The sequence below is a fragment of the Pseudonocardia sp. P-1 genome, assembly GCF_058111925.1.
Genome location: NZ_CM176614.1, coordinates 3966868 through 3991020 on the forward strand (window position 1 = coordinate 3966868; position 24153 = coordinate 3991020).

At 74.6% G+C, this 24153-nt stretch carries 27 protein-coding genes and 1 pseudogene; 19 read left to right on the forward strand and 9 right to left on the reverse strand.

From position 1 onward, the window contains the following. The first annotated feature begins 29 nt into the window (after positions 1–29). From rpsE to truA, 14 genes are all read left to right on the forward strand, one after another. Positions 30–665: a 30S ribosomal protein S5 gene (gene rpsE / locus AC0GKK_RS19575; protein ID WP_062397823.1), complete on the forward strand. Its 636-nt coding sequence runs from the start codon at positions 30–32 to the stop codon at positions 663–665. Between the two features lie 5 nt (positions 666–670). Continuing rightward, positions 671–856: a 50S ribosomal protein L30 gene (gene rpmD, locus AC0GKK_RS19580; protein WP_062403786.1), complete on the forward strand. Its 186-nt coding sequence runs from the start codon at positions 671–673 to the stop codon at positions 854–856. Continuing rightward, positions 853–1314 (forward strand): 50S ribosomal protein L15, encoded by a 462-nt coding sequence (gene rplO, locus AC0GKK_RS19585; RefSeq protein WP_208622979.1) that lies wholly within the window; start codon positions 853–855, stop codon positions 1312–1314. Before rpmD ends, rplO begins: the two co-directional genes overlap by 4 nt. Positions 1315–1594: 280 nt before the next feature. Then, positions 1595–2905: a preprotein translocase subunit SecY gene (gene secY / locus AC0GKK_RS19590; protein WP_073576464.1), complete on the forward strand. Its 1311-nt coding sequence runs from the start codon at positions 1595–1597 to the stop codon at positions 2903–2905. A gap of 127 nt (positions 2906–3032) precedes the next feature. Continuing rightward, positions 3033–3587 (forward strand): adenylate kinase, encoded by a 555-nt coding sequence (locus AC0GKK_RS19595; protein WP_062397818.1) that lies wholly within the window; start codon positions 3033–3035, stop codon positions 3585–3587. Between the two features lie 56 nt (positions 3588–3643). Next, positions 3644–4489, forward strand: coding sequence for a type I methionyl aminopeptidase (gene map, locus AC0GKK_RS19600; protein ID WP_062397816.1), 846 nt, complete (start codon positions 3644–3646; stop codon positions 4487–4489). A gap of 286 nt (positions 4490–4775) precedes the next feature. Continuing rightward, entirely contained in the window at positions 4776–4997 is a 222-nt protein-coding gene (infA, locus tag AC0GKK_RS19605; RefSeq protein WP_010228514.1) for a translation initiation factor IF-1, read from the forward strand. Between the two features lie 61 nt (positions 4998–5058). Further along, positions 5059–5172: a 50S ribosomal protein L36 gene (gene rpmJ / locus AC0GKK_RS19610; protein ID WP_020622917.1), complete on the forward strand. Its 114-nt coding sequence runs from the start codon at positions 5059–5061 to the stop codon at positions 5170–5172. A 174-nt stretch (positions 5173–5346) separates the two neighbouring features. Beyond that, complete coding sequence (gene rpsM, locus AC0GKK_RS19615) at positions 5347–5727, forward strand: 30S ribosomal protein S13 (RefSeq protein ID WP_020622916.1); 381 nt, start codon at positions 5347–5349, stop codon at positions 5725–5727. Beyond that, positions 5727–6134, forward strand: coding sequence for a 30S ribosomal protein S11 (rpsK, locus tag AC0GKK_RS19620; RefSeq protein ID WP_020622915.1), 408 nt, complete (start codon positions 5727–5729; stop codon positions 6132–6134). The genes rpsM and rpsK overlap by 1 nt, the downstream gene beginning before the upstream one ends. Positions 6135–6151: 17 nt before the next feature. Next, positions 6152–6757 (forward strand): 30S ribosomal protein S4, encoded by a 606-nt coding sequence (gene rpsD / locus AC0GKK_RS19625; RefSeq protein WP_489882261.1) that lies wholly within the window; start codon positions 6152–6154, stop codon positions 6755–6757. A 91-nt stretch (positions 6758–6848) separates the two neighbouring features. Beyond that, entirely contained in the window at positions 6849–7901 is a 1053-nt protein-coding gene (locus tag AC0GKK_RS19630; protein WP_062397812.1) for a DNA-directed RNA polymerase subunit alpha, read from the forward strand. Positions 7902–7903: 2 nt separating this feature from the next. Then, on the forward strand, positions 7904–8569 hold the full coding sequence (gene rplQ / locus AC0GKK_RS19635) for a 50S ribosomal protein L17 (protein WP_482638357.1): 666 nt from the start codon (positions 7904–7906) through the stop codon (positions 8567–8569). A gap of 92 nt (positions 8570–8661) precedes the next feature. After that, positions 8662–9468 (forward strand): tRNA pseudouridine(38-40) synthase TruA, encoded by an 807-nt coding sequence (truA, locus tag AC0GKK_RS19640; protein ID WP_253066740.1) that lies wholly within the window; start codon positions 8662–8664, stop codon positions 9466–9468. Positions 9469–9581: 113 nt separating this feature from the next. Here the strand turns inward: truA and AC0GKK_RS19645 are convergent, their stop codons facing one another. Then, the gene (locus tag AC0GKK_RS19645) at positions 9582–10052 is read right to left on the reverse strand and encodes a hypothetical protein (RefSeq protein WP_062397808.1); all 471 of its coding nucleotides are present in this window, start codon (positions 10050–10052) and stop codon (positions 9582–9584) included. A gap of 127 nt (positions 10053–10179) precedes the next feature. Between AC0GKK_RS19645 and AC0GKK_RS19650 the strand changes: the two genes are divergently transcribed. Genes AC0GKK_RS19650 through AC0GKK_RS19660 form a run of 3 tightly spaced genes read left to right on the forward strand, consistent with a single transcriptional unit; the run spans position 10180 to position 12969 of the window. Beyond that, positions 10180–11589, forward strand: coding sequence for a purine-cytosine permease family protein (locus tag AC0GKK_RS19650; protein WP_489882262.1), 1410 nt, complete (start codon positions 10180–10182; stop codon positions 11587–11589). Continuing rightward, positions 11586–12515: an isopenicillin N synthase family dioxygenase gene (locus AC0GKK_RS19655; RefSeq protein WP_489882263.1), complete on the forward strand. Its 930-nt coding sequence runs from the start codon at positions 11586–11588 to the stop codon at positions 12513–12515. The genes AC0GKK_RS19650 and AC0GKK_RS19655 overlap by 4 nt, the downstream gene beginning before the upstream one ends. Positions 12516–12525: 10 nt before the next feature. Then, positions 12526–12969: a nucleoside deaminase gene (locus AC0GKK_RS19660; protein ID WP_060710562.1), complete on the forward strand. Its 444-nt coding sequence runs from the start codon at positions 12526–12528 to the stop codon at positions 12967–12969. Between the two features lie 3 nt (positions 12970–12972). Here AC0GKK_RS19660 and AC0GKK_RS19665 read toward each other — a convergent pair whose 3' ends face one another. Further along, positions 12973–13626 (reverse strand): TetR/AcrR family transcriptional regulator, encoded by a 654-nt coding sequence (locus tag AC0GKK_RS19665; protein WP_476652665.1) that lies wholly within the window; start codon positions 13624–13626, stop codon positions 12973–12975. 134 nt (positions 13627–13760) lie between these two features. Between AC0GKK_RS19665 and AC0GKK_RS19670 the strand changes: the two genes are divergently transcribed. After that, a complete protein-coding gene (locus AC0GKK_RS19670) occupies positions 13761–14663 on the forward strand; it encodes a metal-dependent hydrolase (protein ID WP_405414998.1) in 903 nt (300 codons plus the stop codon). A 1-nt stretch (position 14664) separates the two neighbouring features. Here AC0GKK_RS19670 and AC0GKK_RS19675 read toward each other — a convergent pair whose 3' ends face one another. The 5 genes from AC0GKK_RS19675 to AC0GKK_RS19695 are packed head-to-tail and all read right to left on the reverse strand — an operon-like array spanning position 14665 to position 19803. Then, positions 14665–15291 (reverse strand): ABC transporter ATP-binding protein, encoded by a 627-nt coding sequence (locus AC0GKK_RS19675; RefSeq protein WP_489882264.1) that lies wholly within the window; start codon positions 15289–15291, stop codon positions 14665–14667. A gap of 16 nt (positions 15292–15307) precedes the next feature. Continuing rightward, positions 15308–16318, reverse strand: coding sequence for an oligopeptide/dipeptide ABC transporter ATP-binding protein (locus tag AC0GKK_RS19680; protein WP_346104669.1), 1011 nt, complete (start codon positions 16316–16318; stop codon positions 15308–15310). Beyond that, positions 16315–17217 (reverse strand): ABC transporter permease, encoded by a 903-nt coding sequence (locus AC0GKK_RS19685; protein WP_489882265.1) that lies wholly within the window; start codon positions 17215–17217, stop codon positions 16315–16317. Before AC0GKK_RS19685 ends, AC0GKK_RS19680 begins: the two co-directional genes overlap by 4 nt. Continuing rightward, positions 17210–18211 carry an ABC transporter permease gene (locus AC0GKK_RS19690; protein WP_062397797.1) on the reverse strand — a complete coding sequence of 334 codons (1002 nt, stop codon included), beginning with the start codon at positions 18209–18211 and terminating at the stop codon, positions 17210–17212. The genes AC0GKK_RS19685 and AC0GKK_RS19690 overlap by 8 nt, the downstream gene beginning before the upstream one ends. Next, a complete protein-coding gene (locus AC0GKK_RS19695) occupies positions 18208–19803 on the reverse strand; it encodes an ABC transporter substrate-binding protein (protein WP_489882266.1) in 1596 nt (531 codons plus the stop codon). The genes AC0GKK_RS19690 and AC0GKK_RS19695 overlap by 4 nt, the downstream gene beginning before the upstream one ends. Positions 19804–20047: 244 nt before the next feature. Here AC0GKK_RS19695 and AC0GKK_RS19700 point away from each other — a divergent pair, with 244 nt between their 5' ends. After that, positions 20048–21310, forward strand: coding sequence for a type VII secretion protein EccB (locus AC0GKK_RS19700; protein ID WP_489882267.1), 1263 nt, complete (start codon positions 20048–20050; stop codon positions 21308–21310). Positions 21311–21359: 49 nt separating this feature from the next. Here the strand turns inward: AC0GKK_RS19700 and AC0GKK_RS19705 are convergent, their stop codons facing one another. Next, entirely contained in the window at positions 21360–22349 is a 990-nt protein-coding gene (locus AC0GKK_RS19705) for a S8 family serine peptidase (protein WP_489882268.1), read from the reverse strand. A 357-nt stretch (positions 22350–22706) separates the two neighbouring features. After that, a pseudogene (eccD, locus tag AC0GKK_RS19710) lies at positions 22707–24100 on the reverse strand (type VII secretion integral membrane protein EccD). Positions 24101–24153: the final 53 nt, after the last annotated feature.

Consider the following 24153-nt stretch of genomic DNA (forward strand, 5'->3'; position numbering starts at 1 on the left):
CAGACCGAGAAGATCGAAGGGACTGTCTGATGCCGGGACGTACGCGGCGTGACGGCGGAGCCCCGGGCGGCAGCGGTGGGAACGACAACCGCAACAACCGGGACCGCCGGGACGGTGGCCGTGGCGGGGCGGCCCAGGACAAGACCCCGTACATCGAGCGGCTGGTCACGATCAACCGCGTGGCCAAGGTCGTCAAGGGCGGCCGCCGGTTCAGCTTCACCGCGCTGATGATCGTCGGCGACGGTGACGGCCTGGTGGGTGTCGGCTACGGCAAGGCCAAGGAGGTGCCGGCCGCGATCGCCAAGGGCGTGGAGGAGGCGAAGAAGAACTTCTTCCGCGTCCCCCGCATCGGCGGCACGATCGTGCACCGCGTGCAGGGTGAGGCCGCCGCCGGCGTCGTCATGCTGCGCCCGGCCTCCCCGGGTACCGGTGTCATCGCCGGCGGCCCGGTCCGCGCGGTGCTGGAGTGCGCGGGGATCTCGGACATCCTGTCCAAGTCCCTCGGCTCCGACAACGCCATCAACATCGTGCACGCCACGGTGGCGGCGCTGAAGTCGGTGCAGCGTCCGGAGGAGGTCGCGGCCCGCCGCGGCCTGCCGCTGGAGGACGTCGCCCCGGCGAGCATGATGCGCCAGCGCGCCGAGGCCGACGCGGCGAAGGTGTGAGCGACATGGCCACGTGGAAGATCACCCAGGTGAAGAGCCGGATCGGCTGCAAGCAGAACCAGCGCGACACGCTGCGCTCGCTCGGCCTGCGCAAGATCCGGCAGTCGGTGGTGCGTGAGGCGGACCCGCAGACCCGCGGTTACGTCCACACCGTGCGCCACCTCGTGACCGTGGAGGAGGTGCAGTCGTGAGCGAGAACGAGAACTCCGTCATCAAGCTCCACGACCTGCGGCCGGCCCCGGGCTCGAAGAAGGCGCGGACCCGTGTGGGTCGCGGTGAGGGCTCCAAGGGCAAGACCGCCGGTCGCGGTACCAAGGGCACCAAGGCCCGCAAGACGGTGTCCCCGCGCTTCGAGGGCGGGCAGATGCCGCTGCACATGCGGCTCCCGAAGCTCAAGGGCTTCAAGAACCGCTTCAAGGTCGAGTACCAGGTCGTGAACGTCGGCGAGCTGGCCACCCTGTTCCCGAAGGGTGGCGAGATCGGTCCGGCCGAGCTGGTCGAGGCGGGCGCGGTTCGCAAGAACCAGCTCGTGAAGGTCCTCGGCGAGGGTGAGCTCTCGGGCGTCGCCCTGACTGTGAAGGCCCACAAGTTCTCCGCGTCCGCGCGCGAGAAGATCTCGGCGGCCGGCGGCTCGGTCTCCGAGCTGTAGGCCCCACCGCACGTCCCCCGGCGCCGTCCGTGGCGCCCGCTCCACCCCAGGTGGACCGGGCCCGTGGGCGGCGCCGAGGCGTTTCCGGGCCGCTGTTACAGTCACTTCCGGACCGAGTGTCCACCGATTACCTGGCGCGCCTCGAGGCGCGCAGCCCCCGCCGGTACACACCGGCCCGGGTGACCCGCGAGGCGCGGAACGCGCGTCGACCAACCCGGCCGACCCCTCAGGGGCCGGCGCAGGCGGTGTCGGGCCGCCGACGTCGTAGGAGGATCACCGAGTGCTCAGCGCAGTCCGGGCGGCCCTGACCACGCCGGATCTCCGCAAGAAGATCCTCTTCACGCTGGCGATCGTGGCGGTGTACCGGCTCGGGGCGAACATCCCCTCGCCGGGGGTGTCGTACCCCAACATCCAGGAATGTGTCCGTCAGGTCGAGGGCGGCGACAACGCCAGCGTCTACTCCCTGATCAACCTGTTCTCCGGCGGGGCACTGCTCCAGCTGTCGATCTTCGCGCTGGGCATCATGCCCTACATCACCGCGAGCATCATCGTGCAGCTGCTGCAGGTCGTCATCCCGCGGTTCGAGCAGTTGAAGAAGGAAGGCCAGTCCGGCCAGGCCAAGCTCACGCAGTACACGCGGTACCTGACGATCGGCATCGCGGTGCTGCAGGCCACCGGCTTCGTGGCGCTGGCCGAGCGCGGTCAGCTGTTCCAGGGCTGCGCGCTTCCGATCATCCCGGACTCGTCGGTCTTCACGCTGATCGTCATCGTGATCGTCATGGTCGCCGGGACCACGCTGGTGATGTGGCTGGGCGAGCAGGTCACCGAGCGCGGCATCGGCAACGGCATGTCGCTGCTGATCTTCGCCTCCATCGCGCACCGCATCCCCGCCGAGGGCCGGCTGATCCTGGAGAACTCCGGCGGCCTGGTCTTCGCCGGCGTCTGCGTCTTCGGTCTCGCGATCATCGCCAGCGTCGTGTTCGTGGAGAACGGCCAGCGCCGGATCCCGGTGCAGTACGCCAAGCGCATGGTCGGCCGCCGGATGTACGGCGGCACCTCGACCTACCTGCCGCTCAAGGTCAACCAGGCCGGTGTCGTGCCGGTGATCTTCGGTAGCTCGCTGCTCTACCTGCCCGACCTGGTCGCCCGGCTCGCCGGGAACGACGGCGGCTGGTTCCAGCAGTTCGTGCAGACCTATCTCGTCGATCAGTCCAATCCCGTGCACATCGTGTTGTACGTAGCACTGATCATCTTCTTCACGTACTTCTACGTCGGCATCACGTTCAACCCCGATGAGCGCGCCGAGGACATGAAGAAGTACGGCGGATTCATCCCGGGCATCCGCCCGGGCCGGCCCACCGCGGAGTACCTGAACTTCGTGCTCAGCCGCATCACGCTGCCGGGATCGCTGTACCTGGGCCTCATCGCGGTGCTCCCGAACTTCTTCCTCGGGATCACCGGCAGCGGCCAGAACCAGAACTTCCCGTTCGGCGGCACGGCCGTGCTGATCATGGTCACCGTGGGCCTCGACACCCTGAAGCAGATCGAGAGCCAGCTCATGCAGCGGAACTACGAGGGTTTCCTGCGTTAGGCTCGCCGGAACGTGGCCGAGCGGGAACCCGGTGCGGGGCCCCGGCCCCGATCGTGGTGCCTCGGGCATCGTGTGCCGGCGAGGACGCCGGCGCCATGGACGACAAGACTTCAGGAGGTCGGGTCTCGTGCGACTCGTTCTGGTGGGACCGCCCGGTGCCGGCAAGGGGACCCAGGCTGAGCAGATGGCCAAGCGGCTCGACGTCCCGCACATCTCGACCGGGGATCTGTTCCGGGCGAACCTGCGTGACGAGACCGAGCTCGGTCGCGAGGCGAAGCGCTACATGGACGCCGGGGACCTCGTCCCCGACGAGGTGACCGTCGCGATGGTGCGCGACCGGCTCGGCGACGCCGACACGGCGAGCGGTTTCATCCTCGACGGCTTCCCGCGCAACGTGGCCCAGGCGGGCTCCCTGTCGGAGATCCTGTCCGACAAGGGCCTGGAACTCGACGCCGTCGTCCAGTTCGACGTCGACGACGAGGTCGTCGTGCAGCGGCTGCTCGGCCGCGGCCGCAGCGACGACAACGAGGACACCATCCGCAACCGGCAGCGGGTCTACCGCGAGGAGACCGCTCCGCTGCTGGACCACTACCGTGACCGGCTGGTCACGATCGACGCCGTCGGCGAGATCGACGAGATCACCGACCGGGTCTTCTCGGCGTTGCACACCCGCAACGGCTGAGACCCGGTCGGCGCCGGCACCACCGGCGCCACGGCGGGGAACCGAGGGACGGACACATGAACGGTCGCGGCGGTATCCGCGGGGCCATCGCCCGCTACCGGGGTCGGGACATCGAGCTCAAGACCCACGGTCAGCTCGAGGCGATGCGGGTGGCGGGTGCGTTGGTCGCGGCCACGCTGGCCGCGGTCACCGAGCACGCGAAGCCCGGTGTCAGCACGGCCGAGCTCGATGCGCTCGCCGAGCAGACGATCCGCGACGGCGACGGTGTCCCCTCGTTCCTCGGTTACCACGGTTTCCCGGCGAGCATCTGCGCCTCGGTGAACGAGCAGATCGTGCACGGCATCCCGTCGCCGAAGCAGGTGCTCGCCGAGGGAGACCTGATCTCGGTGGACTGCGGCGCGATCGTCGACGGCTGGCACGGCGACTCCGCGGTGACCATCGCCGTCGGGGACGTGTCGCCGGAGGACCTCGCCCTGTCCGCGGCCTGCCGCGGCGCGATGGAGGCGGGGATCCTCGCCGTCCGCGACGGGGCCCGGCTGACCGACGTCTCGTACGCCATCCAGGAGGCGTGCCGGTCCGCGGCGCTGGCCGACCGCGCCGACTACGGGATCGTCGCCGAGTACGGCGGCCACGGCATCGGCACCTCGATGCACATGGACCCGTTCCTGCCCAACCACGGCGAGCCGGGCAAGGGGCCGCGGCTGCGCCCGGGCATGGCCCTGGCCGTCGAGCCGATGCTCGTCGCGGGGGACCCGGACACCCTGGAGCTCGAGGACGGCTGGACGGTCGTCACCGCGGCGGGCGGCCGGGCCGTGCACTGGGAGCACACCGTCGCCGTCACCGAGGACGGGCCGTGGCTGCTGACCGCGCCCGCCGGCGCACCGGACCGCCCCGGAGCCTGAGCCCCGCGCCACCGGTACCCGACGCGCTCCGCGCGGGTACTGGTCCGTGACCGGGTCGGTCCGTTACCGTCGGTCTGCCGGGCGTCTACCACGCCCGTCACCCCCGCCTGCACCGGCCTCGCACGGCCTCCGTACACTGGACCATCGGCGCGTCCTGTGACGTCCGCTCCGTGTGCTCCGTGTATCCCACAGTGTTCCCGGTCCGGCTCCGTCCGCGCGCGCCGAACCGGTCGTCGGCACCGCTGTCGACCGGGGCAACCGACACCTGTCACGGATAGCGGAGGACATGGCCAAGAAGGACGGGGCGATCGAGGTCGAGGGCCGGGTCGTCGAACCCCTGCCGAACGCGATGTTCCGGGTGGAGCTGGAGAACGGCCACCGGGTACTCGCGCACATCAGCGGGAAGATGCGCCAGCACTACATCCGGATCCTTCCGGAGGACCGGGTGGTCGTCGAGCTGTCGCCCTACGACCTCAGCCGCGGCCGCATCGTCTACCGCTACAAGTGACGACCAGCTCCACCACGGTCGGTCGCGAGACCCACAAGAACGACACACAGAGGCAGACGACGTGAAGGTCAAGCCGAGCGTCAAGAAGATCTGCGACAAGTGCCAGGTGATCCGCCGTCACGGCCGGATCATCGTGATCTGCTCGAACCTGCGCCACAAGCAGCGCCAGGGCTGAGCAGAGCGGTACCGGTCGCGATCCTCTGATCGCGCAGCAGAAGCCCCCGATGCACCTGCCGGGCCACACGGGCCCGGTAGTACCCCCGGAACCAGGCCGGGGCCCGTTCAGCTCAGCGGCGGAACGGGACGGGCATCGGGAAGACCTGGGACGACAACAAGGAGACCACGCCGCATGGCACGTGTTGCCGGCGTCGACCTCCCCCGCGAAAAGCGGTTGGAGATCGCGCTCACCTACATCTTCGGGGTCGGACGTACCCGGTCCAAGGAGATCCTCGAGGCCACCGCGCTGAGCCCCGACCTCCGGTCGAAGGACCTGACCGACGAGGACGTCAGCAAGCTCCGCGAGTACATCGAGGCGAACCTGCAGGTCGAGGGTGACCTGCGCCGTGAGATCCAGGCGGACATCCGCCGGAAGATCGAGATCGGTTCGTACCAGGGCATCCGTCACCGTCGCGGCCTTCCGGTCCGCGGCCAGCGCACGAAGACCAACGCGCGCGGCCGCAAGGGTCCGAAGAAGACCGTCGCCGGTAAGAAGAAGGCAGGTAAGAAGTAATGCCGCCCCGCGCACGTCAGGGTGCCGGACCCAAGAAGGTCCGCCGTCGCGAGAAGAAGAACGTCGCGCACGGTCACGCCCACATCAAGTCCACGTTCAACAACACGATCGTGTCGATCACCGACCCGACCGGTGCCGTCATCGCCTGGGCCTCGTCCGGGCACGTCGGCCTGAAGGGCTCCCGGAAGTCGACGCCGTTCGCCGCGCAGCTCGCCGCCGAGAACGCCGCCCGCAAGGCGATGGACCACGGCATGAAGAAGTGCGACGTCTTCGTCAAGGGCCCCGGCTCCGGACGTGAGACGGCGATCCGTTCGCTGCAGGCGGCCGGCCTCGAGGTCGGCACGATCTCCGACGTGACCCCGCAGCCGCACAACGGCTGCCGTCCGCCCAAGCGGCGCCGGGTCTAGGGGAAGGGAGAACCACCATGGCTCGCTACACCGGCCCCATGACCCGCAAGTCCCGCCGACTGAAGACCGACCTCGTCGGCGGCGACCAGGCGTTCGAGCGTCGTCCCTACCCGCCCGGCCAGCACGGCCGGATCCGGATCAAGGAGACCGAGTACCTCCTGCAGCTGCAGGAGAAGCAGAAGGTCCGCTTCGGCTACGGCCTGCAGGAGAAGCAGCTCCGCGCCTACTACGAGGAGGCGCACCGTCGCGAGGGCAAGACCGGCGACGAGCTGCTGCAGATCCTCGAGTCGCGCCTCGACAACGTCGTGTACCGCGCGGGCCTCGCCCGCACCCGGCGCATGGCCCGTCAGCTGGTGAACCACGGCCACTTCCTGGTCAACGGGAAGAAGGTCGACATCCCCAGCTACCGGGTGTCGCGCTACGACATCATCGACGTCAAGGACAAGTCGCGGAACACCGACCCGTTCGTCATCGCCAAGGAGACCCAGGGCGACCGCCCGGTCCCGGCGTGGCTGCAGGTCGTCCCGTCGACCCTGCGGATCCTGGTCCACCAGCTGCCCGAGCGCGCTCAGATCGACACCCAGGTCACCGAGCAGCTCATCGTCGAGTTCTACTCGAAGTAGCTCGACACGCCGTCGCCCCGCAGGGAGGGGCGACGGTTCCCACTGCGACATCAAATAGCGGTTGTCGCAGGTGCGAAGGAGGCACACACCCATGCTGATCTCTCAGCGACCCTCACTGGCCGAGGACGTCGTCACCGAGACCCGGTCGCGGTTCGTCATCGAGCCGCTGGAGCCGGGCTTCGGCTACACCCTCGGTAACTCCCTGCGCCGGACGCTGCTGTCGTCGATCCCCGGTGCCGCCGTCACGTCCATCCGGATCGACGGCGTCCTGCACGAGTTCACCACCGTGCCGGGGGTCAAGGAGGACGTCACCGACATCATCCTCAACCTCAAGGAGCTCGTCGTGAGCTCCGAGGAGGACGAGCCGGTGACGATGTACCTGCGCAAGCAGGGCCCGGGTGCGGTCACCGCGGGGGACATCGTCCCGCCCGCCGGTGTCACCGTGCACAACCCGGACCTGCACATCGCCTCGCTCAACGACAAGGGCCGGCTCGAGGTCGAGCTCGTCGTCGAGCGCGGTCGCGGGTACGTCCCGGCGATGCAGAACAAGGCCACCGGTGCCGAGATCGGCCGTATCCCGGTCGACTCGATCTACTCGCCGGTGCTGAAGGTGACCTACAAGGTCGAGGCCACGCGAGTCGAGCAGCGCACCGACTTCGACAAGCTCATCCTCGACGTCGAGTCGAAGCCGTCCATCACCCCGCGGGACGCGCTGGCCTCGGCCGGCAAGACCCTGGTCGAGCTGTTCGGCCTGGCCCGCGAGCTGAACGTGGACGCCGAGGGCATCGAGATCGGCCCCTCCCCGCAGGAGGCGGACACCATCGCGGCCTTCGCGATGCCGATCGAGGAGCTGGACCTCACGGTCCGGTCCTACAACTGCCTCAAGCGCGAGGGCATCCACACGGTCGGCGAGCTCGTCGGCCGCAGCGAGGCGGACCTGCTCGACATCCGCAACTTCGGCGCCAAGTCGATCGACGAGGTCAAGATGAAGCTCGTCGGTCTCGGCCTGGCCCTCAAGGACAGCCCGCCCGGGTTCGACCCGTCGGCGGCGGCGAGCGACTACGGCGTCGACGGTGGGAGCGGGTTCGACCCGGACACCTTCGGTGACGACGGTCAGGACTACGCAGAAACGGAGCAGTTGTAGCCATGCCCCAGCCCACCAAGGGTGCCCGCCTCGGCGGGTCGCCCGCGCACCAGCGGCTGATCCTGGCCAACCTGGCGACCTCGCTGTTCGAACACGGCCGGATCACCACCACCGAGGCCAAGGCCCGGCGGCTGCGTCCGTACGCGGAGCGGCTGATCACCAAGGCCAAGGCCGGCGACCTGCACAACCGGCGCGAGATCATGAAGGTGATCCGCGACAAGTCGGTCGTGCACCGCCTCGTCACCGAGATCGGCCCGTTCTTCGCGGACCGCAACGGTGGCTACACCCGGATCACCAAGACGATGCCGCGCAAGGGCGACAACGCCCCGATGGCGGTCATCGAGCTGGTCCAGCAGAAGACGGTGACCGACGAGGCCAACCGTGCCCGTCGTTCGGCCGCGTCGCAGGCCGCGGCCTCCGCCCCGGCCGCCGCGTCCTCGGACGAGGAGACCACGGTCGAGTCGACCGAGGCCACCGAGGCCGAGGTCACCGCCGCCGACGAGGCCCAGGAGGCCGCCGAGAAGGCGGTCGACGCCGCGGTCGAGGCCGAGGAGGTGGCCCCGGGTTCCGAGGCCGCCGACAAGGCCGTCGACGCCGCCGCCGCGGAGGAGGCCGCCGAGGAGGCTGCCGACGCCGCCGAGGACTCGAAGAAGGAGTCCGGCTCCTGAGCCGAGCGCACCACACCGACGAGCCCGCCGTCACCGACGGCGGGCTCGTCGGCGTTTCCGGTGCCCCCGATCCGGGGGCCGGGACCGTCCGGCTGCGGCTCGACGTCGCCTACGACGGCACCGACTTCTCCGGATGGGCCCAGCAGCCGACCCGGCGCACCGTGCAGGGCGTGCTCACCGAGGCCCTGTCGACCGTGCTGCGCACCCCGCTGCGGCTCACCGTCGCCGGGCGCACCGACGCCGGGGTGCACGCGTCCGGCCAGGTCTGCCACGTCGACCTCCCGGAGACGCTCGCACCGCAGATCGACGGCCTGCTGCGGCGGTTGAACCGGCTGCTCCCACCCGACGTGCGGGTGCACGGTCTCGGGCGGGTCCCCGACGCCTTCGACGCCCGCTTCTCCGCGCTGCGCAGGCACTACCGCTACCGGGTCACCACGGCCCCGTTCGGGGCCGAGCCGCTGCGGGCGCGGGAGACCGTCGCCTGGCCGTACCCGCTGGACCCGGAGCCGATGAACGCCGCCTCGGCACTGCTGCTGGGCGAGCACGACTTCGCCGCGTTCTGCAAGCGCCGCGAGGGCGCGACGACCGTACGCGCGCTGCAGCGCTTCGACTGGTCGCCCGCGCCGGGCGAGCCGGACGTGCTGGTCGCGGCGGTCTCCGCGGACGCGTTCTGCCACTCGATGGTCCGCAGCCTGGTCGGCGCGGTGTTCGAGGTCGGCCGTGGGCGCAGGCCCGCCGACTGGCCCGCGGGACTGCTGCGCCGCGAGCTGCGCGCCTCCGAGGTGACCGTCGCGCCGCCGCACGGCCTGTCGCTGACCGGCGTCGACTACCCCGCCGACGACGAGCTCGCCGCCCGCGCCGAGCGGACCCGGCGGATCCGGGTACCGGGCGAGGGCTGAGCAGACCCCGCCGGGGCCGGCCGGACGCGGCCGGCCGGGTGGGGCCGGGACCGGCCCCGGTGTGACCGGTCCGGACGGCGCGGACGGGGACCTCGCGGACGGCGCGAGCGGCCTCAGGAGACCGGCCGCACCCAGGCCGGGTGCGGCGGCCCGGGGACCCGGTGCGTCCGGCGGGCGTCGAGCGCCAGGGCCACGCCCAGCCAGACCAGTGACACCGACCAGCCGGCGAGGGCCAGCGAGCCGAGGACGTACAGCGGCTCGGTCGGCCCGGCGGGCAGCCCGGCCGACTCCAGCAGCACCGTCAGCGGGGCGCGCACCGAGTCCGCGGTGTCGCCGAAGTCGGGCATCAGCAGCCCGCCGGCGAGCAGGAACCCGGCGCAGGCGACGAACGGGGCGGTCACCGCCGGGCCGAGCACCCGGCGTCGCAGCACGGTCAGCGACAGCACCGTCGGGACCGTCAGGAGGGCCGGGCCGACCAGGGTCATGATCAGGATGATCAGGAACCACCCCGGCGCGGTGAACCGCAGGGCCGCGAAGGCCAGGAGGGCGCCGGCCTGCAGGGCCACGTTCAGGTTCGTCCGCATGCCGACGATCGTGGCGGACCGGGTCCGGCCGCGGAATCCGCAGGACTACGGGCCGGACGGAGCAACCCGTGTCAACAGTCGGTTACCGAGGTTCCGTCCCGCCCGGTCCGCGGGTCACAGTGGCGCGGTGACCACCGAGAACACCGTCGGCGCGGCCGCGGACCGCGGGTACGGCGACCGCATCGTCGCCGTCGAGCCCGGCTCCACCGAGCCCGTGCCGGACTCCGAGCGGCACGGCAGACCCCGCCAGCTGTTCTGGACGTGGACCTCGCCGAACCTGGAGTTCGCGACGATCTTCGTCGGCGTGCTGTCGGTGACGGCGTTCGGGCAGTCGGTGCCCGCGGCGGTCGCGGCGATCGTCGTCGGGAACCTGCTCGCCGCGCTCGCCCACGGGATCCTGTCCGCCCGCGGGCCGGCCGCCGGGGTGCCGCAGATGGTGCTGGGGCGGCTCGCGTTCGGCCACCGCGGCAACGCACTGCCCGCCGCGTTGATGACGATCACCTCGGGCTTCGGCTGGTTCGCGGTGAACAGCGTCAGCGCCGCCTTCGCCCTGTCGGCGATCACCGGCGGCGGGACGGTCGCGTGGCTGGTGGCGGTGGTCGTCGTCCAGGTCGCCGTCGCGTTCTTCGGGCACAACCTGGTGCAGGCGTTCGAGCGGCTCGCCTTCCCGCTGCTCGCGGTCGTGCTCGGGGCCGGGGCGGTGCTGGTGCTCGCCGCGTCCGACCCGGGGGCGGCCGCGTCGCCGGACGGGGTGGGCGGGGTCGGGGGGTTCCTGCTGACCGTCGGTGCCGTCGTCGGGTACTCGGCGGGCTGGAGTCCCTACGCCGCGGACTACTCCCGCTACCTGCCCCGCTCGGTGTCGGCGCGGGCCACCGGCCTCGCCGCGGGCGGCGGCCTGTTCCTGTCCACCACGGTGCTCATGACGGTCGGTGCGGCGTCGGTCGGTGCGGCGACGGCGGCCGGGCTCGACTCGGACAACCCGGTGGCGAACTACACCGGCCTGCTGCCCGGGTGGCTGGCCGTGCTGACCCTGGTCGCCATCGCGGTGGGGGCGGTCGCGGCGAACGTCCTCAACGTGTACTCCGGGGCGATGGCGTTCCTCGCGCTCGGCATCGACGTGCCGCTGGCGCGGGCGCGGGCCGTCGTCGCGGTGGCGTTCGGGGCGGTCGGGTTCGTGATCGCGCTGGTCGCCCTCGGCGACGCCGCGGCCGGGTACGAGGCGTTCCTGCTCGTCGTCGTGTACTGGGTCGGGCCGTGGCTCGGGGTGGTGCTCACCGACCAGTGGCTGCGCCCGACCGACCCCGGTCTGCTCTACGACCGCACCCACCGCAACCACGCGGGCCCGGTCGCGCTGGCCGTCGGCATCGTCGTGTCGGTGCTGCTGTTCGCCAACCAGGAACTGTTCACCGGGCTGGTGCCACGGCTGCTGCCCGGGATCGGTGACGTGACCTTCCTGGTCGGACTGCTGCTCTCGGCCGGGCTCTACGCGCTGCTGGTGCGCCGCACCGCCGCCGGAACGCCCGGGGGTACCCGGTGAACGCGCTCATCCCGACCGTGGACCTGGCCGCGCCGGACCCGGCCGCGGTGGACACCGCGCTGCAGCGGGCCGGGTTCCTGCAGGTCGTCGGGCACGGGATGCCGGACGACGCGGCCTGGGCGGTACGGGCCGCCGCACGGGACTTCTTCGCGCTGCCCGAGACGGTCAAGCGCGGCTACGCGGTCGGAGTCGGCGGGCGGGGGTGGCTGCCGCCCGGCGTCGAGGCCAACGACCGCGTGGAGGGCGGTGACTCCCCGCCGGACCTCAAGGAGTCCTTCGCGGTGGGACCGTTCGCGCCGACCGGTGACGCGGAGACCGACGCGGTGTGGTTCCCGCCGAACGTCTGGCCGGCGCAGGTCCCGGCGCTGCGGGAGGCGGTGACCGCCTACTGCACGGCGATGACCCGTGTCGCGGGCGCGCTGCTGGAGCTGTGCGCGGGGGCGCTCGGGCAGGAGCCGTCGACACTGCGCGACCTCGCGACGCACCCGACGTGGACGTTCAACATCAACCGCTACCCGCCGATGACCGAGACCGGGACCCCGCTGCCCGGGCAGTTCCGGATCGGCCCGCACACCGACTTCGGCACCGTCACCCTGCTCGACCGCGAGCCGGGGGCGGGCGGGCTGCAGGTCGACGTCGAGGGGCACGGCTGGACCGACGCGCCGTACACCCCGGGTGGGCTGACGGTGAACGTCGGCGACCTGCTCGCGCACTGGACCGGGCACCGCTGGCGGGCCGGGCGGCACCGGGTGCTGCCGCCGCAGGCCCACGCCCCGGCCGAGGACCTGGTGTCGCTGGTGTTCTTCTTCGAGCTGGACCACGACGCCGTCGTCACGCCGCTGGCCCCGCCGCTCGGCCGGACGGCGCTGGAGCCGGTGGTGTCCGCGCCGTTCCTGCGCGAACGCCTGGACGCGATCTCGGTATAGGTTCGCGCGCATGGATCCGAGCTGGCTGGACGTCGCGGTGGAGCAGGCCCGGGCCGGGCTGGCCTCGGGCGGCATCCCGATCGGCGCCGCACTCGTCGGACCCGACGGGGAGGTCCTCGGGCGCGGCCACAACCGTCGGGTGCAGGACGGCGACCCGACGGTGCACGGCGAGACCGCGGCGTTCCGCGACGCGGGCCGCCGCCGCGACTACCGGTCCACGACGATGGTCACCACGCTCTCGCCCTGCTGGTACTGCTCGGGGCTGATCCGTCAGTTCGGGATCGGCGCGGTGCTCGTGGGGGAGGCCCGGACCTTCCACGGCGGGCACGACTGGCTGGCCGAGCACGGGGTGCGCGTGCAGGTGCTCGACGACGCGCGCTGCGTGGACATGATGACCGCGTTCGTCGCCGAGCGCCCCGACCTGTGGAACGAGGACATCGGCGTCGCGGAGTAGCGCTCAGCCCGCCGTGAGCGGGACGTCCGGGTCGAGCTCGATCGCGACCTCGCGCAGCGCCACGTCGAGCACCGACCAGACCCACCGGGCCAGGTGCTCGGCGAGCTCGTCGAGCGGGATCGGGTCCGCCGAGGAGAGCCAGCGCTCGGTCGCGCCGTCGACCAGCCCGACCGCGCCGGCGGCCAGCGGCGCCGCGACGGTCGCGGGCAGTCCGGGGTAGCCACCGGTCAGCAGGCCGGTCATCCGGTCGGCGATGCGGTGCCGGATGTCGGTGACGGCCGTCGTGACCCCGGCGGCGCGCAGCACGTACCGGTAGAGCTCGGTGTGCGCGGCGAGCCACCGCACGTGCGCGGCGATGGCGGCGACGAGCATCTCCCGCGGCGTCCCGCGCGGGCTCCACACCGGCGCGAGCGCCTCGGAGTAGAGCCCCAGCGCGGCCTCGGCGATCGCGCCCTGCAGGTCCTCCAGGCCGTCGAAGTGCCGGTACAGCGCGGGCCGGGGCACACCGGCGCGACCGGCGATCTGCTCGGTCGTGGCCTCCGGTCCGTGCTCGGCGATCGCGGCCATCGCGGCCTCGACGACCTCGGCCCGCCGGGCCGCCCGCTGCCCGGCCCAGCGACGGGCGCGGCCGTCGCCGGGGGTCACGGATCCGTTCACCCGGCCATCATCCCGCGCCCGGTTGACACCGCGCCCGGTGCCACCGATGATTCGGCGATAAGGGGTACGCATTGTACGGGATACTTTCTGTCACGGATGCGGCCCGACCGTCGACGACGACCGGAGGACCGACCGTGACCGAGACGGCGACCGACACCGGGTCCGGCCCACGCCCCCGCAGGCTGACCGGCGGCGACGTCGGCATCCCGCCGCGGCACCTGGACTTCCGGCTGCCCGAGCAGATGGTCCGCTGGGCCTACGCCGACAACGCGACCGCGACGCTGTTCCTCGCGATGCTCTCGGCGATCTTCCCGCCGGGGGAGGACTTCTTCGTCCGCTCGGTGATCCACTTCCGGGACCGGGTGACCGACCCGGAGCTGCGCGCCCGGGTCGCCGGGTTCACCGCGCAGGAGGTCATCCACAGCCGCGAGCACGACCGGCTCAACGAGGCGTTCCGTTCCCGCGGTTTCCCGGTGCACGTACCGGAGTCCGCGGTCGCGCTCGCGCTGAAGGTCCTCGACCGCACCTCGCCGCGGCAGCAGCTCGCCTGCACCGCGCTGATGGAGCACTTCACCGCGGTGATGGCCGAGGACATCCTCGGCAGCGACGAGTTCGCCGAGCGCGTGCACGCCGACATCCGCGAGCTGTGGCACTGGCACGCGCTCGAGGAGCTCGAGCACAAGTCCGTGACCTGGGACGTCTACGAGCTCATCGGCACCGACGGCCCCGAGCGCGGCCGCGCCGCACCGCTGGTGGTCGCCACCGTGCTGCCCGCGGTCGTGTTCGGGTGGGCGTACCTGCTCGTGCAGCAGGGCGTCTGGCGGCGGCCGCGGGACCTGCGCGAGGGCTACCGGCTGCTGTTCGGGCGCGGCCAGTTCCTGCGCCGCGTGCTGGGCCGGATGCCCGTCTTCGGGCACCCGCGCTTCCACCCCGACCGGCACGACACCCGGGCACTGGAGCAGCGCTGGCGCGACACCCTCTTCGGCGACGACGGCGCCCTGGCCGAGCAGCTGCGCCGTCCGGTCCGCGAGGCCTGACTCAGCTCCACGGCCGCAGCACCCGCCCGGCCCACGCCGCGAGCAGCGCCTCGTCGTGGCTGACGGCGAGGACGCCGAGCCCGCGGCCGTCGACCTCGGCGGCGACGACCGAGACCAGGGCCGCGGTGCTCGACGCGTCGAGCATCGCGGTCATCTCGTCGCACAGCAGGTAGTCCGGTCGGGGCGCGAGCGCACGGGCCAGACAGGCGCGCTGGAGCTGGCCGTCGGACACCTCGTGCGGCCGGCGTCCGCGCAGCTCGGCGGTCAGCCCGACCTGCGCGCACACCTCGTCGACGCGGGCGGTGACCCCGGGCGCCCGGGCGGCGCGCAGCGGCTCGGCCACGATCTCCTCGCAGGTCAGCCGCGGGTCGGTCGAGGCCCGCGGGGACTGGAACACCACTCCGATCCGGCGGCGCAGCGGCGCGGGCGCGTCGAAGCGGAACCGGCGGACCGGCTCGTCGTCGACGGTCACCCGGCCCGACCACGGTGCGTGCAGCAGCGCCAGCACCCGGGTCAGCGTCGACTTCCCGCACCCCGACGGCCCGGCCAGCCCGAGCACCGACCCCCGTTCCACGGCCAGGTCCACGCCGTCGACGACGGCGTGCCCGGCCCGCCACCCGGCCCGCACCCCTCCGCGCGCAGGCTCACCGCGACCCCGCCCCGGACCGGGCCGCCGCGGGGAGCGCGGGGGCGGTCGGCGGATGGCAGGACACGCTCCGCCCACCCCGGCGGACCGGGACGGGGTCGCCGGAGCAGTCGCCGGCGACCGGGCAGCGTGGGGCGAACGCGCAGCCGTCGGGCAGCGCGGACAGCTCCGGCGGGTGCCCGGGCACCGGGGTGAACCCGGCGTCGGGCAGCGCACCGAGCAGGCCGGCGGTGTAGGGGTGCCAGGGGGCCGCGAACACGTCGTCGGCGGGGCCGGTCTCGACCAGCCGCGAGGCGTACATGACGGCGACGTCGTCGGCGACGGCGCGGGCGGCGCGCAGGTCGTGGGTGATCAGCAGAACGGCGCGGCCCTCCGCGGCCAGCCCGGCCAGCAGCGTCGTGACGTGGTCGACCAGCGGCCGGTCGAGCCCGGCGGTCGGCTCGTCGGCGAGCAGCACCGGTGGGTCCCCGGCGAGCGCGGCGGCGAGCCCGGCGCGCTGGGCCTGCCCGCCGGACAGCTCGTGCGGGTGCAGCGCGGCGACGTGGCGGGGCAGTGCGGCGCGGTCGAGCAGGTCGGCGACGGTGGCCGTCGCGCCGAGCCGGGCCAGGGTCTCGCGCAGCTGGGCGCCGACGGTGCGGGTGGGGGTGAAGTGGGTGGCGGCGGACTGGGGGACCAGCCCGACGAGCCGTCCGCGGACCCGGTCGCGCAGCACGGACTCGGGTGCGGTGAGGAGCTCCACCGGATCGGACCGCTCCGGCGGGGTCAGGAGTGCCGACCCGCGGATCGACGCGGTGCCCGGCAGCAGCCCGGTCAGGGCCTCGGTGAGCACCGACTTGCCACAGCCGGACTCCCCGACGAGCGCGGTCAACCGTCCGGCACGCAGGTCCAGGTCGGCGTCGGTGACCGCGCGGACCGTGCGGGCGCGACGCCCGCGCCCGACCCGGAAGGCGACGTCGAGGCCGCGCACCGCGAGCACCGTGCCGGGTGCGGCGCCACCGGGCCCGGTCACAGCGCCTGCTCCGACCGCCGGCGCGGGAGTGTGCGGTCCCGCCACCAGGCCGCGATGCCGGCGACGCACAGCGTCGTCGCGGCCAGCAGCACGCTCGGGAACACCACGATCCACCAGGAGCCGAGCAGCACGGCCTGTCTCCCCTCGCCGAGGATGGTGCCCAGGCTCGCCAGGTGTGGTGGCAGGCCGAGGCCGAGGAAGCTCAGTGCGGTCTCGTGCCACACCGCGTGCGGCAGGATCAGCACCGCCGAGAGCACCGCCTGCGGCGCGACCGCGGGCAGCAGATGCCGGCGCAGGACCCGGCGCCGGGACGCGCCGCCGGAGATGGCGGCGTCGACGAACGGGCGGGTGCGCAGGGTCAGGATCTCCGCGCGCACGACGCGGGCCACCGTCGTCCAGTGGGTCAGCCCGATCGAGGCGATCACCGCGAGCACGCTGCCCCGGTAGAGCGCGACGATCACGATGCCGAGCAGCAGGTGCGGGACGGCGTTGACGGCGTCGACCAGGCGCATCGCGATCCGGTCCCACCAGCCGCCGAGCAGCCCGGACAGCGCCCCGAACAGGGTGCCGATCACCGTCGAGAGCACGGCGCAGGCCGCGGCGACCTGCAGCGACACCCCCAGCCCGGCGAAGCTGCGCAGCAGCACGTCACGGCCCACGGAGTCGGTGCCGAACGGGTGCGCGGGCGAGGGCGGCAGCCGGACCGCGGTGTAGTCCACGGCGCCCTCGTCGAGCCCGCCGAGCCACGGCACTCCTACCGCGGCCGCGACGAGCAGGACCAGCCCGCCGGCGCCGGCGACCAGCCGGGCCCGCCCGGACCGGCGACGGCCGCGGGGCGAGCCGGGGCGCGGCCGGCCGGCCGGGAGCCACGGGCGGGGGGCGACGGCGGTCTCAGACATCGGCGTCCACCCGCGGGTCCAGCAGCAGCACGGTCAGGTCGGCGACGAGCGACCCGGCCAGCACCGCCACCGCCGAGAGGAGGGTCAGCGCGGCGAGCAGCGGGAAGTCCACCGCCAGCGCCGCGGTGACCACGGCCGCCGCGATCCCCGGCCAGGAGAACACCGTCTCCACCAGCACGGCGCCGGTCACGAGCTCCGGCAGCCGGTTGCCCAGCACCGTCACGAACGGCAGCAGCGCGGTCGGCAGGGCGTGGCGCAGCACGACGAGACGCTCGGGCAGCCCGCGGGCCCGGGCGCCCGCGACGTGGTCGTCGTCGAGGGAGGCCAGCAGCGAGGCCCGCACGTGCAGCACCAGCCACGGCGTCTGGGAGACCCCCAGCACCAGCGCAGGCAGCACCAGGTGCCTGCTCACCTGGCCGAACGTGGGTGCGGCCCCGGCATCGGTGAGCCCGGCGACCGGCAGCACCGGCCAGGCCACGGCGAACACCGCGATCGCACCCAGGGCCAGCACGAACGGCGGCAGCCCCTCCAGGGTGTGCCCGACCGCGGTGACGGCCCGGTCGAACCAGCCGCCCTGACGCCACGCCGCGACGGTCCCGGCGGCCAGGGCCAGCACCAGCGACACGAGCAGGGCCAGGGTGACCAGCAGCAACGTCCACGGGAGCCGCTCGGCGACCACCTGGGCCACCGGCTGCCGCATCGACAGGCTCTGCCCGAGGTCGCCGGTCAGCAGCCCGCCCAGCCACCGGAGCAGCTGTTCGCCCACGCTCGCGTCCAGCCCGAGCGAACGTTCGGCGGCGGCGATGTCGGCGTCGCTCGCGGAGAAGATCCCGACCCCGAAGTACTGGTACACCGGCCGGAACGGCGACGCCGCCGCCAGCAGGAACACCCCGACCGCGACCAGCAGCACCGTCGGGACGCCGAGCAGCAGCCGCAGCCCGGCCAGCCGGGCCACCGCGCGGCCGCGGTGCCGGCCCGGGAGCACGGCCGTCACGAGCGGGGCGTCCAGTCCTGCAGGTTCCACCACGGGCCCCAGGTGGTGCCGTGGGTGTGCGGCTCGACGACGGGGGTGTAGCCGTCCCAGGCGTCGCGGGTGACGTAGCTGTGGCCGAGGAAGGCCAGGAAGACCATGCCGGGGTCGGCGACGTAGGCCCGCTGGAACTCCTTCACCGCCGCGGTGCGGGCGGCCTCGTCGGGCGCCCGCAGCGCGGTGTCCAGTGCCGCGTCGACGGCGGCGTTGCGGTAGGAGCCGGGGTTGTTGAACCCGTCGGCGGCGTTCGACGAGTGCAGCAGCTGCCACGCCTTGAACCCCGGGTCGAACGGGTCGCCGCCGCCGAGCACGAGCGCGTCGGCGCCCATCCGCGGCTCGATCGCCTCCCAGCCGAGTCCCTCCAGCCGGACGTCGATCCCGGCTGCGCGCACGTCGGAGGCGAACGCCTGGGCCAGGTCGCGGCGCACGGTGTCGGTGGCCGGGTACATCAGCGTGAAGCGCGCGGCCTGCCCGCCGCGGACGCGCACCCCGTCGGGCCCGGGGACCCAGCCGGCCCGCTCCAGGATCCGGCCCGCCTCCGCGGGGTCGAAGGTGAACGTCGCCGAGGGCTCGACCTGCTCGGGCAGCACGCCCGGGATCGGGTGGTGGGCCGGTTCGCCCTGGCCCGCGAGGAACGCGTCGATCATGCCCTGGCGGTTCACCGAGCGGTTGAGCGCCGCGCGGATCGCCGGGTCCGCGGTGACCGGGTTCGCGAACGGCAGCGCGACGGTGCGGTAGTCGGCGCTGGCGTGCTCGCGCAGCGCCAGCCCGCTCTGCTGCGCGACCGCGCGGGCCAGCGCCGGCGGCAGCACGGTCCCGTCGAACTCACCGGCGGCGGTGCGCTGGGCACGGGTGTTGTCGTCGGTGGCGAACACGACGGTCACCCGGGTCACCGAGGGTGCACCGCCCCAGTAGCCGGGGTTCGACTCCATGACCATCGTGTCGCCGCGCCGCCACTCGGCGAGCCGGTACGGGCCGGTGCCGACGGCCCGGGTGTTCACCGGCAGGTCGGAGACGGGGCCGCCGCCCTCGAGGACCTCCGACGGCAGGATCCCGGAGGTGAGCCGGGCCGGGAACGCGCCGTAGGGGTAGGACAGCCGGAACCGCACGGCGTCGTCGCCGACGGCCTCGACCCCGGCGAGCATCGGCACGCTCGACCGGATCGTCGCGGCGCGGGCCGGGTCGAGGATCGCCGCGTAGGTGGCGACGACGTCCTCGGGCCCGAAGGCCGACCCGTCGTGGAAGGTGACGCCGGGGCGCAGCGGCACCGTCCAGGACAGGCGGTCCGGTGACGACGTCGCCGGGCCGGAGGCGAGCGCGGGCTGCAGGGTGCGCTGCGCGTCGCGGGCGTAGAGACCGTCGTAGAACTTGCTCGCGCCCTCCGCCCCGTAGCCGAGCAGCGGGTTGAGGTCGTCGGGCTCGTAGCCGTCGGCGAGGGTCATGGTGGTGGCGTCCCCGGCCGGGCCCGCCTCGCCCGGGGCGGCGGTGGGCGCGGAGCAGCCGGCCACGAGGGCGGCGGCCACCAACGGGACGACGATGTTCCGGAGGGTGATCACGCAACGGCACATTATGGGCAACAGAGTGAGGGTGGCAACGAACTGGACCGATCGGTCAGGTGGCGTACTTCTACGCAGTGACCGCGGACCGGCTCCGCCGGGGCCGCGGCCGTCCTACCGTCCGGGCGGTGCGCACCGATCCCGCCCCCGCGCGCGTGCAGCGCGCCCCGGCGACCCGCGACCAGGTCGACGCCCACCGGTTCGGTGTGCGCCGGATGGAGGCCGCGCTGGTGCGGGGGACCCGGTGCCGCTGCACGAGCAGATCCGCTCGCAGCGGCGCGCCGTGTTCGCCGGAGTGCTGGTCGGGCTGCTCGCGCTCGGGGTGGCGGCGCTGCTGGCCCGGGTCGACCCGGCCACCGACTGGCGCTCCCGGGCGCTGGTGCAGGGGCAGCGCAGCGGCGTGCTCTACGCCGTGGTCCGCGACCCCGACCGGTCCGCGCTGCTCGTGCCGGTGCCCGACCCGGTCGCGGGACGGCTGGTCCTCGCCGCGCACGGTCGCGACGACGGTGCCACCGCCGTGCCCGTCCCGGTGCCCGACGACGCACTGGCCGCCGCGCCGCGCACCGCGCCGGCGGCCGTCCCCGGCACCGTCGGCGTCCCGCTCGACGGGGTCCCGGTCCCACCCGCGTGGGCGGTCTGCGACACCCGCGGCGAGGGCTCCGGCGCCGGGACCACGACGGTGCTCGCGGGGTCGCTCGGACCCGTCCCGGCCGGACCGGAACCGGTGGCCCTGCTGACCGCCGAGGGCGGCGCGACCTACCTGGTCCACGACGGCGCCCGGCACCGGATCGACCCGTCCGACCGGAACGCCCTCGACGGGCTCGGCCTGCTCGGCGCGCCCGTCCGCCGGGTCGGCGACGGTCTGCTCTCCGCGATCCCGGAGGGCGCGCCGCTGCGGGTCCCCGCCCCCGGACCGACACCCGTCGCGGGGCTGGGGCGGAACGGGGACGTCGTGCGCAGCCAGTCGCTCGGGGCGGGGTCGACGTACTTCCTGGTGGTCGACGACGGGCTCGCCCGGATCCCGGTCACCCTCGCCGACGCCGTCCGCTCCCGGACCGGGCAGGCCGAACCGGCGACGCTGCCGCCCGGACTGGTCGACGACGTCGGGCAGACGCGGGTGCCCGGGGCCGAGGCCTGGCCCGCCGCCCGGGCCGAGGTCACCGAGGTGCCCCCGGTGCTGTGCGGGACCTGGCGCGAGGGACGGCGCGCACTCGTCGCCGGCACCGGGGAGCCGGTCGCGCCCGGCGCGGTGCGGGTGCGCCTCGCCGGTGCCGACGACGCCGGGCCGGGTCTCGACACCGTGGTGCTGCCGGGGGCGGCCCGGGGCCGCTGCGGACCGGGCCGGCCGACACCGGCGGCGGTGACGGCGGGACGCGGCTGCTGCTCGCCGCGTCCGGTGCGGTGCACGGCGTCGCGGACGCCGGGACCGGGCGGGCGCTCGGGATCGGGGAGGCGGGGGACGCACCGGCGGAGATGGTGCGCCTGCTGCCGCGGGCGGGGGTGCTGAGCGTCGCGGCGGCGCGGGAGGTGGCGGACCTGCCGGGCTGAGCCGCGGTTCAGGGCCGGCGCCGCAGCCCCGCCAGCGCCGCGACGAGCGCCCCGCCGACCGCCGCGACCGCGCCGACCCCGGCCACCACGGGCAGGTCCGGTGGCGGGGCCGCCGCGAGCGGCAGCGGGGCCCGGCCCGCCCCGGGCGGGCCGGCGCGGCCGCCGGGACCGGCGGGGTCGTCCGGGGTCAGGAGCAGCGGTTCCGCGGTCAGCGCGGCCCCCGGGTCGAGCACACCGTGGCCGGTGCGGCCGTCGCCCGCGGTGGGGCGGGCCGTGGCGCGCAGCCGGTCTCCGACCTGGCGCGGGGTGAGCATCGGGAACCGTTCGCGCAGCAGCGCCGCGGTCCCCGCGACCAGCGGCGCCGAGTACGACGTGCCGCGGACCACCGCACCGGCCGGTCCGGACGGACGGGGCAGGTCCGCCCCCGGAGCGGCGAGGTCCACCCAGGGGCCCGGCACGGAGAAGTCGCCGGGGACGTCGTCGCCGTCGACCGCGCCGACGGCGAGGACCGTGTCGTAGGACGCGGGTAGCGGTCGCAGGTCCGGGTCGCCGGTGCAGGTGCCGCTCCCGTCGATGTTCCCGGCCGCGGCGACGACCAGCACCCCGGCCCGCTCGGCGCCCTCGACGGCCTCGCGCAGCGCGGCCCCCGCGGAGTCGACCTGCGCGGACGGCACGCACACCACCTCGGACACGTTGACGACGCTCGCGCCGAGTGCGACGGCCCGGTCGATCGCCGCGGCCAGGGTGCGGATCTCCCCGGCGGGTCGCTCGGTGCCGTCGGTGCCGCGGACGGCGAAGCGCCCCGAGGACTGGCGCAGGGACAGGATCCGCGCGCCCGGCGCCATGCCCGCGCCGAGCCCGGTGACGGGGTCGGCGGCTCCGGCGAGGAGCAGCGCGACATCGGAGCCGTGGCCGTCGCAGTCGGTGAGACCGTCGCCGCCGGTGAGGTAGTCCCCGCCGCCGCTGAGCCGTCCGGCCAGCCGGGGCAGCGGCGCCACCCCGGTGTCGACGACGGCGACGAGCTGCCCCGCACCGGTCGCGAGATCCGGGGCGGCTGCGGGACCGCACCGCGGGCGGCGCCCGGGCCGTCGTCGCCGGGCGGGGTGCAGGCGCGCGTCTGCCGCAACCCGTCGGCCGGTCCCGGCGGTCCGGGCTCGGCCGCCGCGGCGACCGGCCGCGGCCACACCCCGTCGCCTGCCCCCACACCCGCTGCGGGGGTGTGGCGACCCCGCAGGGGGTGTGGACGGCGCACGACGCGGCGGGGGTGACGGAGGGGGCGGCAGCGGGCGGGGTGGGCAGGGGGAGAGCGAGCAGGGATGCCGCCAGCAGCGGCACGGCCCGCCGGGCCTGGCCGGTCACAGGGTGCGGACCAGGGCGAACAGGCCCATCGCGGCCAGTGCGGCGGGCACGGCGGCGGCGGTGAGGACGAGCTCGCACACGTCGAGCGCCCGGCGGGCCGGCGGTGACGGGTTCGTCCGCGCGGCCGCGGCACCCGCGCCGACGGCGAGCAGCAGCCCGGCCGCGACGGCGAGCCGCGGCGCGGGGTCCAGCGTGAGCGCGGCCGGGACGGCGGCGGTGGCGACCGCGACCACCGCGGCCCCGGTCAGGACGCGGGCCGCCGCGGGCTCGACGAGCGCACGGGCCCGCAGGAGCAGCACCGCCGCCGTCACCACCAGCAGCAGGCCGCCGGTCCAGCCCCCGGTCGCGGCGACGGCGGCGGCCCGGCGGCCGCGACCGCGGTGCCGGCCAGCGTCCCGGTGTGCAGGCCGCGGGCCAGCCCGGCCCGGGCGGTCAGCTCCGCACCGGGCAGCACCCGCTCGGCGCCCGCGACGGACTCGGCGTCGGTCGGGACGGCCGGGGCCGGGATCCCGGCCAGGCGCAGCGCCAGCCGGGGCAGCAGGGGCCCGGCGGCCAGGGCGGGCGCCGCGAGCCCGGCCGCGACGGCCGTCACCGGGGCCTCCAGCAGCAGTCGGGCCAGCGCCGCGGCGGCGGTCCCGGAGGCGGCCAGGGAGACCGCGAGCAGGACCGGGGACACCGCCCGCGCGATCGCCTGACCCGCGGCGGCGGCCAGACCGGTCCCGGCGGCGGCGAGCAGCAGCGCCCCCGCCCCGGCAGGTGCGGGCAGCGCGGTGAGCCCGGCCGTCGCCGCGGCGGGGACGGCACAGAGCGCGGCGGCGGTCGTGAGCCGGTCGTCGTCGCGGGCACGGTGGGCGACCAGCAGCGCCCCGACGGCGCCGGCGGCGGCGAGCGCGCACGCCCACGCCCGCCATGAACCGTCCACGGTGGACAGCACGGCGCCCGCGGCGGCCGTCGCCAGCACGGCCGCGGCCGTCCCGGACCAGCGCGCCGTCCCGGCGGCGTCGGCCGCACCGCGCACCGCGGCGGCGACGGTCTCGGCGGCGTCGTCGAGCACCGGCGGCGCGGGCGCCGGGCGCGGCGGGCCCAGGTGCAGCAGCTCGCCCTCGTGGACACCGAGCTCGTCGAGGGTGGCGCCGGCGGGCAACGGGCCGCCCGCCGGGCCGGTGAACCGCCAGGCCTGCGGGGTGTCGGTGGCTGCGCGGCCCAGCAGCTCGCGCACCATCGGGACCAGCTCGGCGACGGCGACGTCGGCCGGCAGCGCCACGTCGAGGCGCCCGCGCGGGGTGTGCACCCCGACCCGGGTCCAGCGGCCGGGCACCGGCCCGTGCGTGGTGGCGGGCACCGCGTCGCCGGGGCCGGTCGCGGCCGGTGCGGGCAGGACGGAGGTCACGGGCGGCTCCTGAGGCAGATCTCCCCGAACGGCCCCGGCGGGCCCGGGGCGGC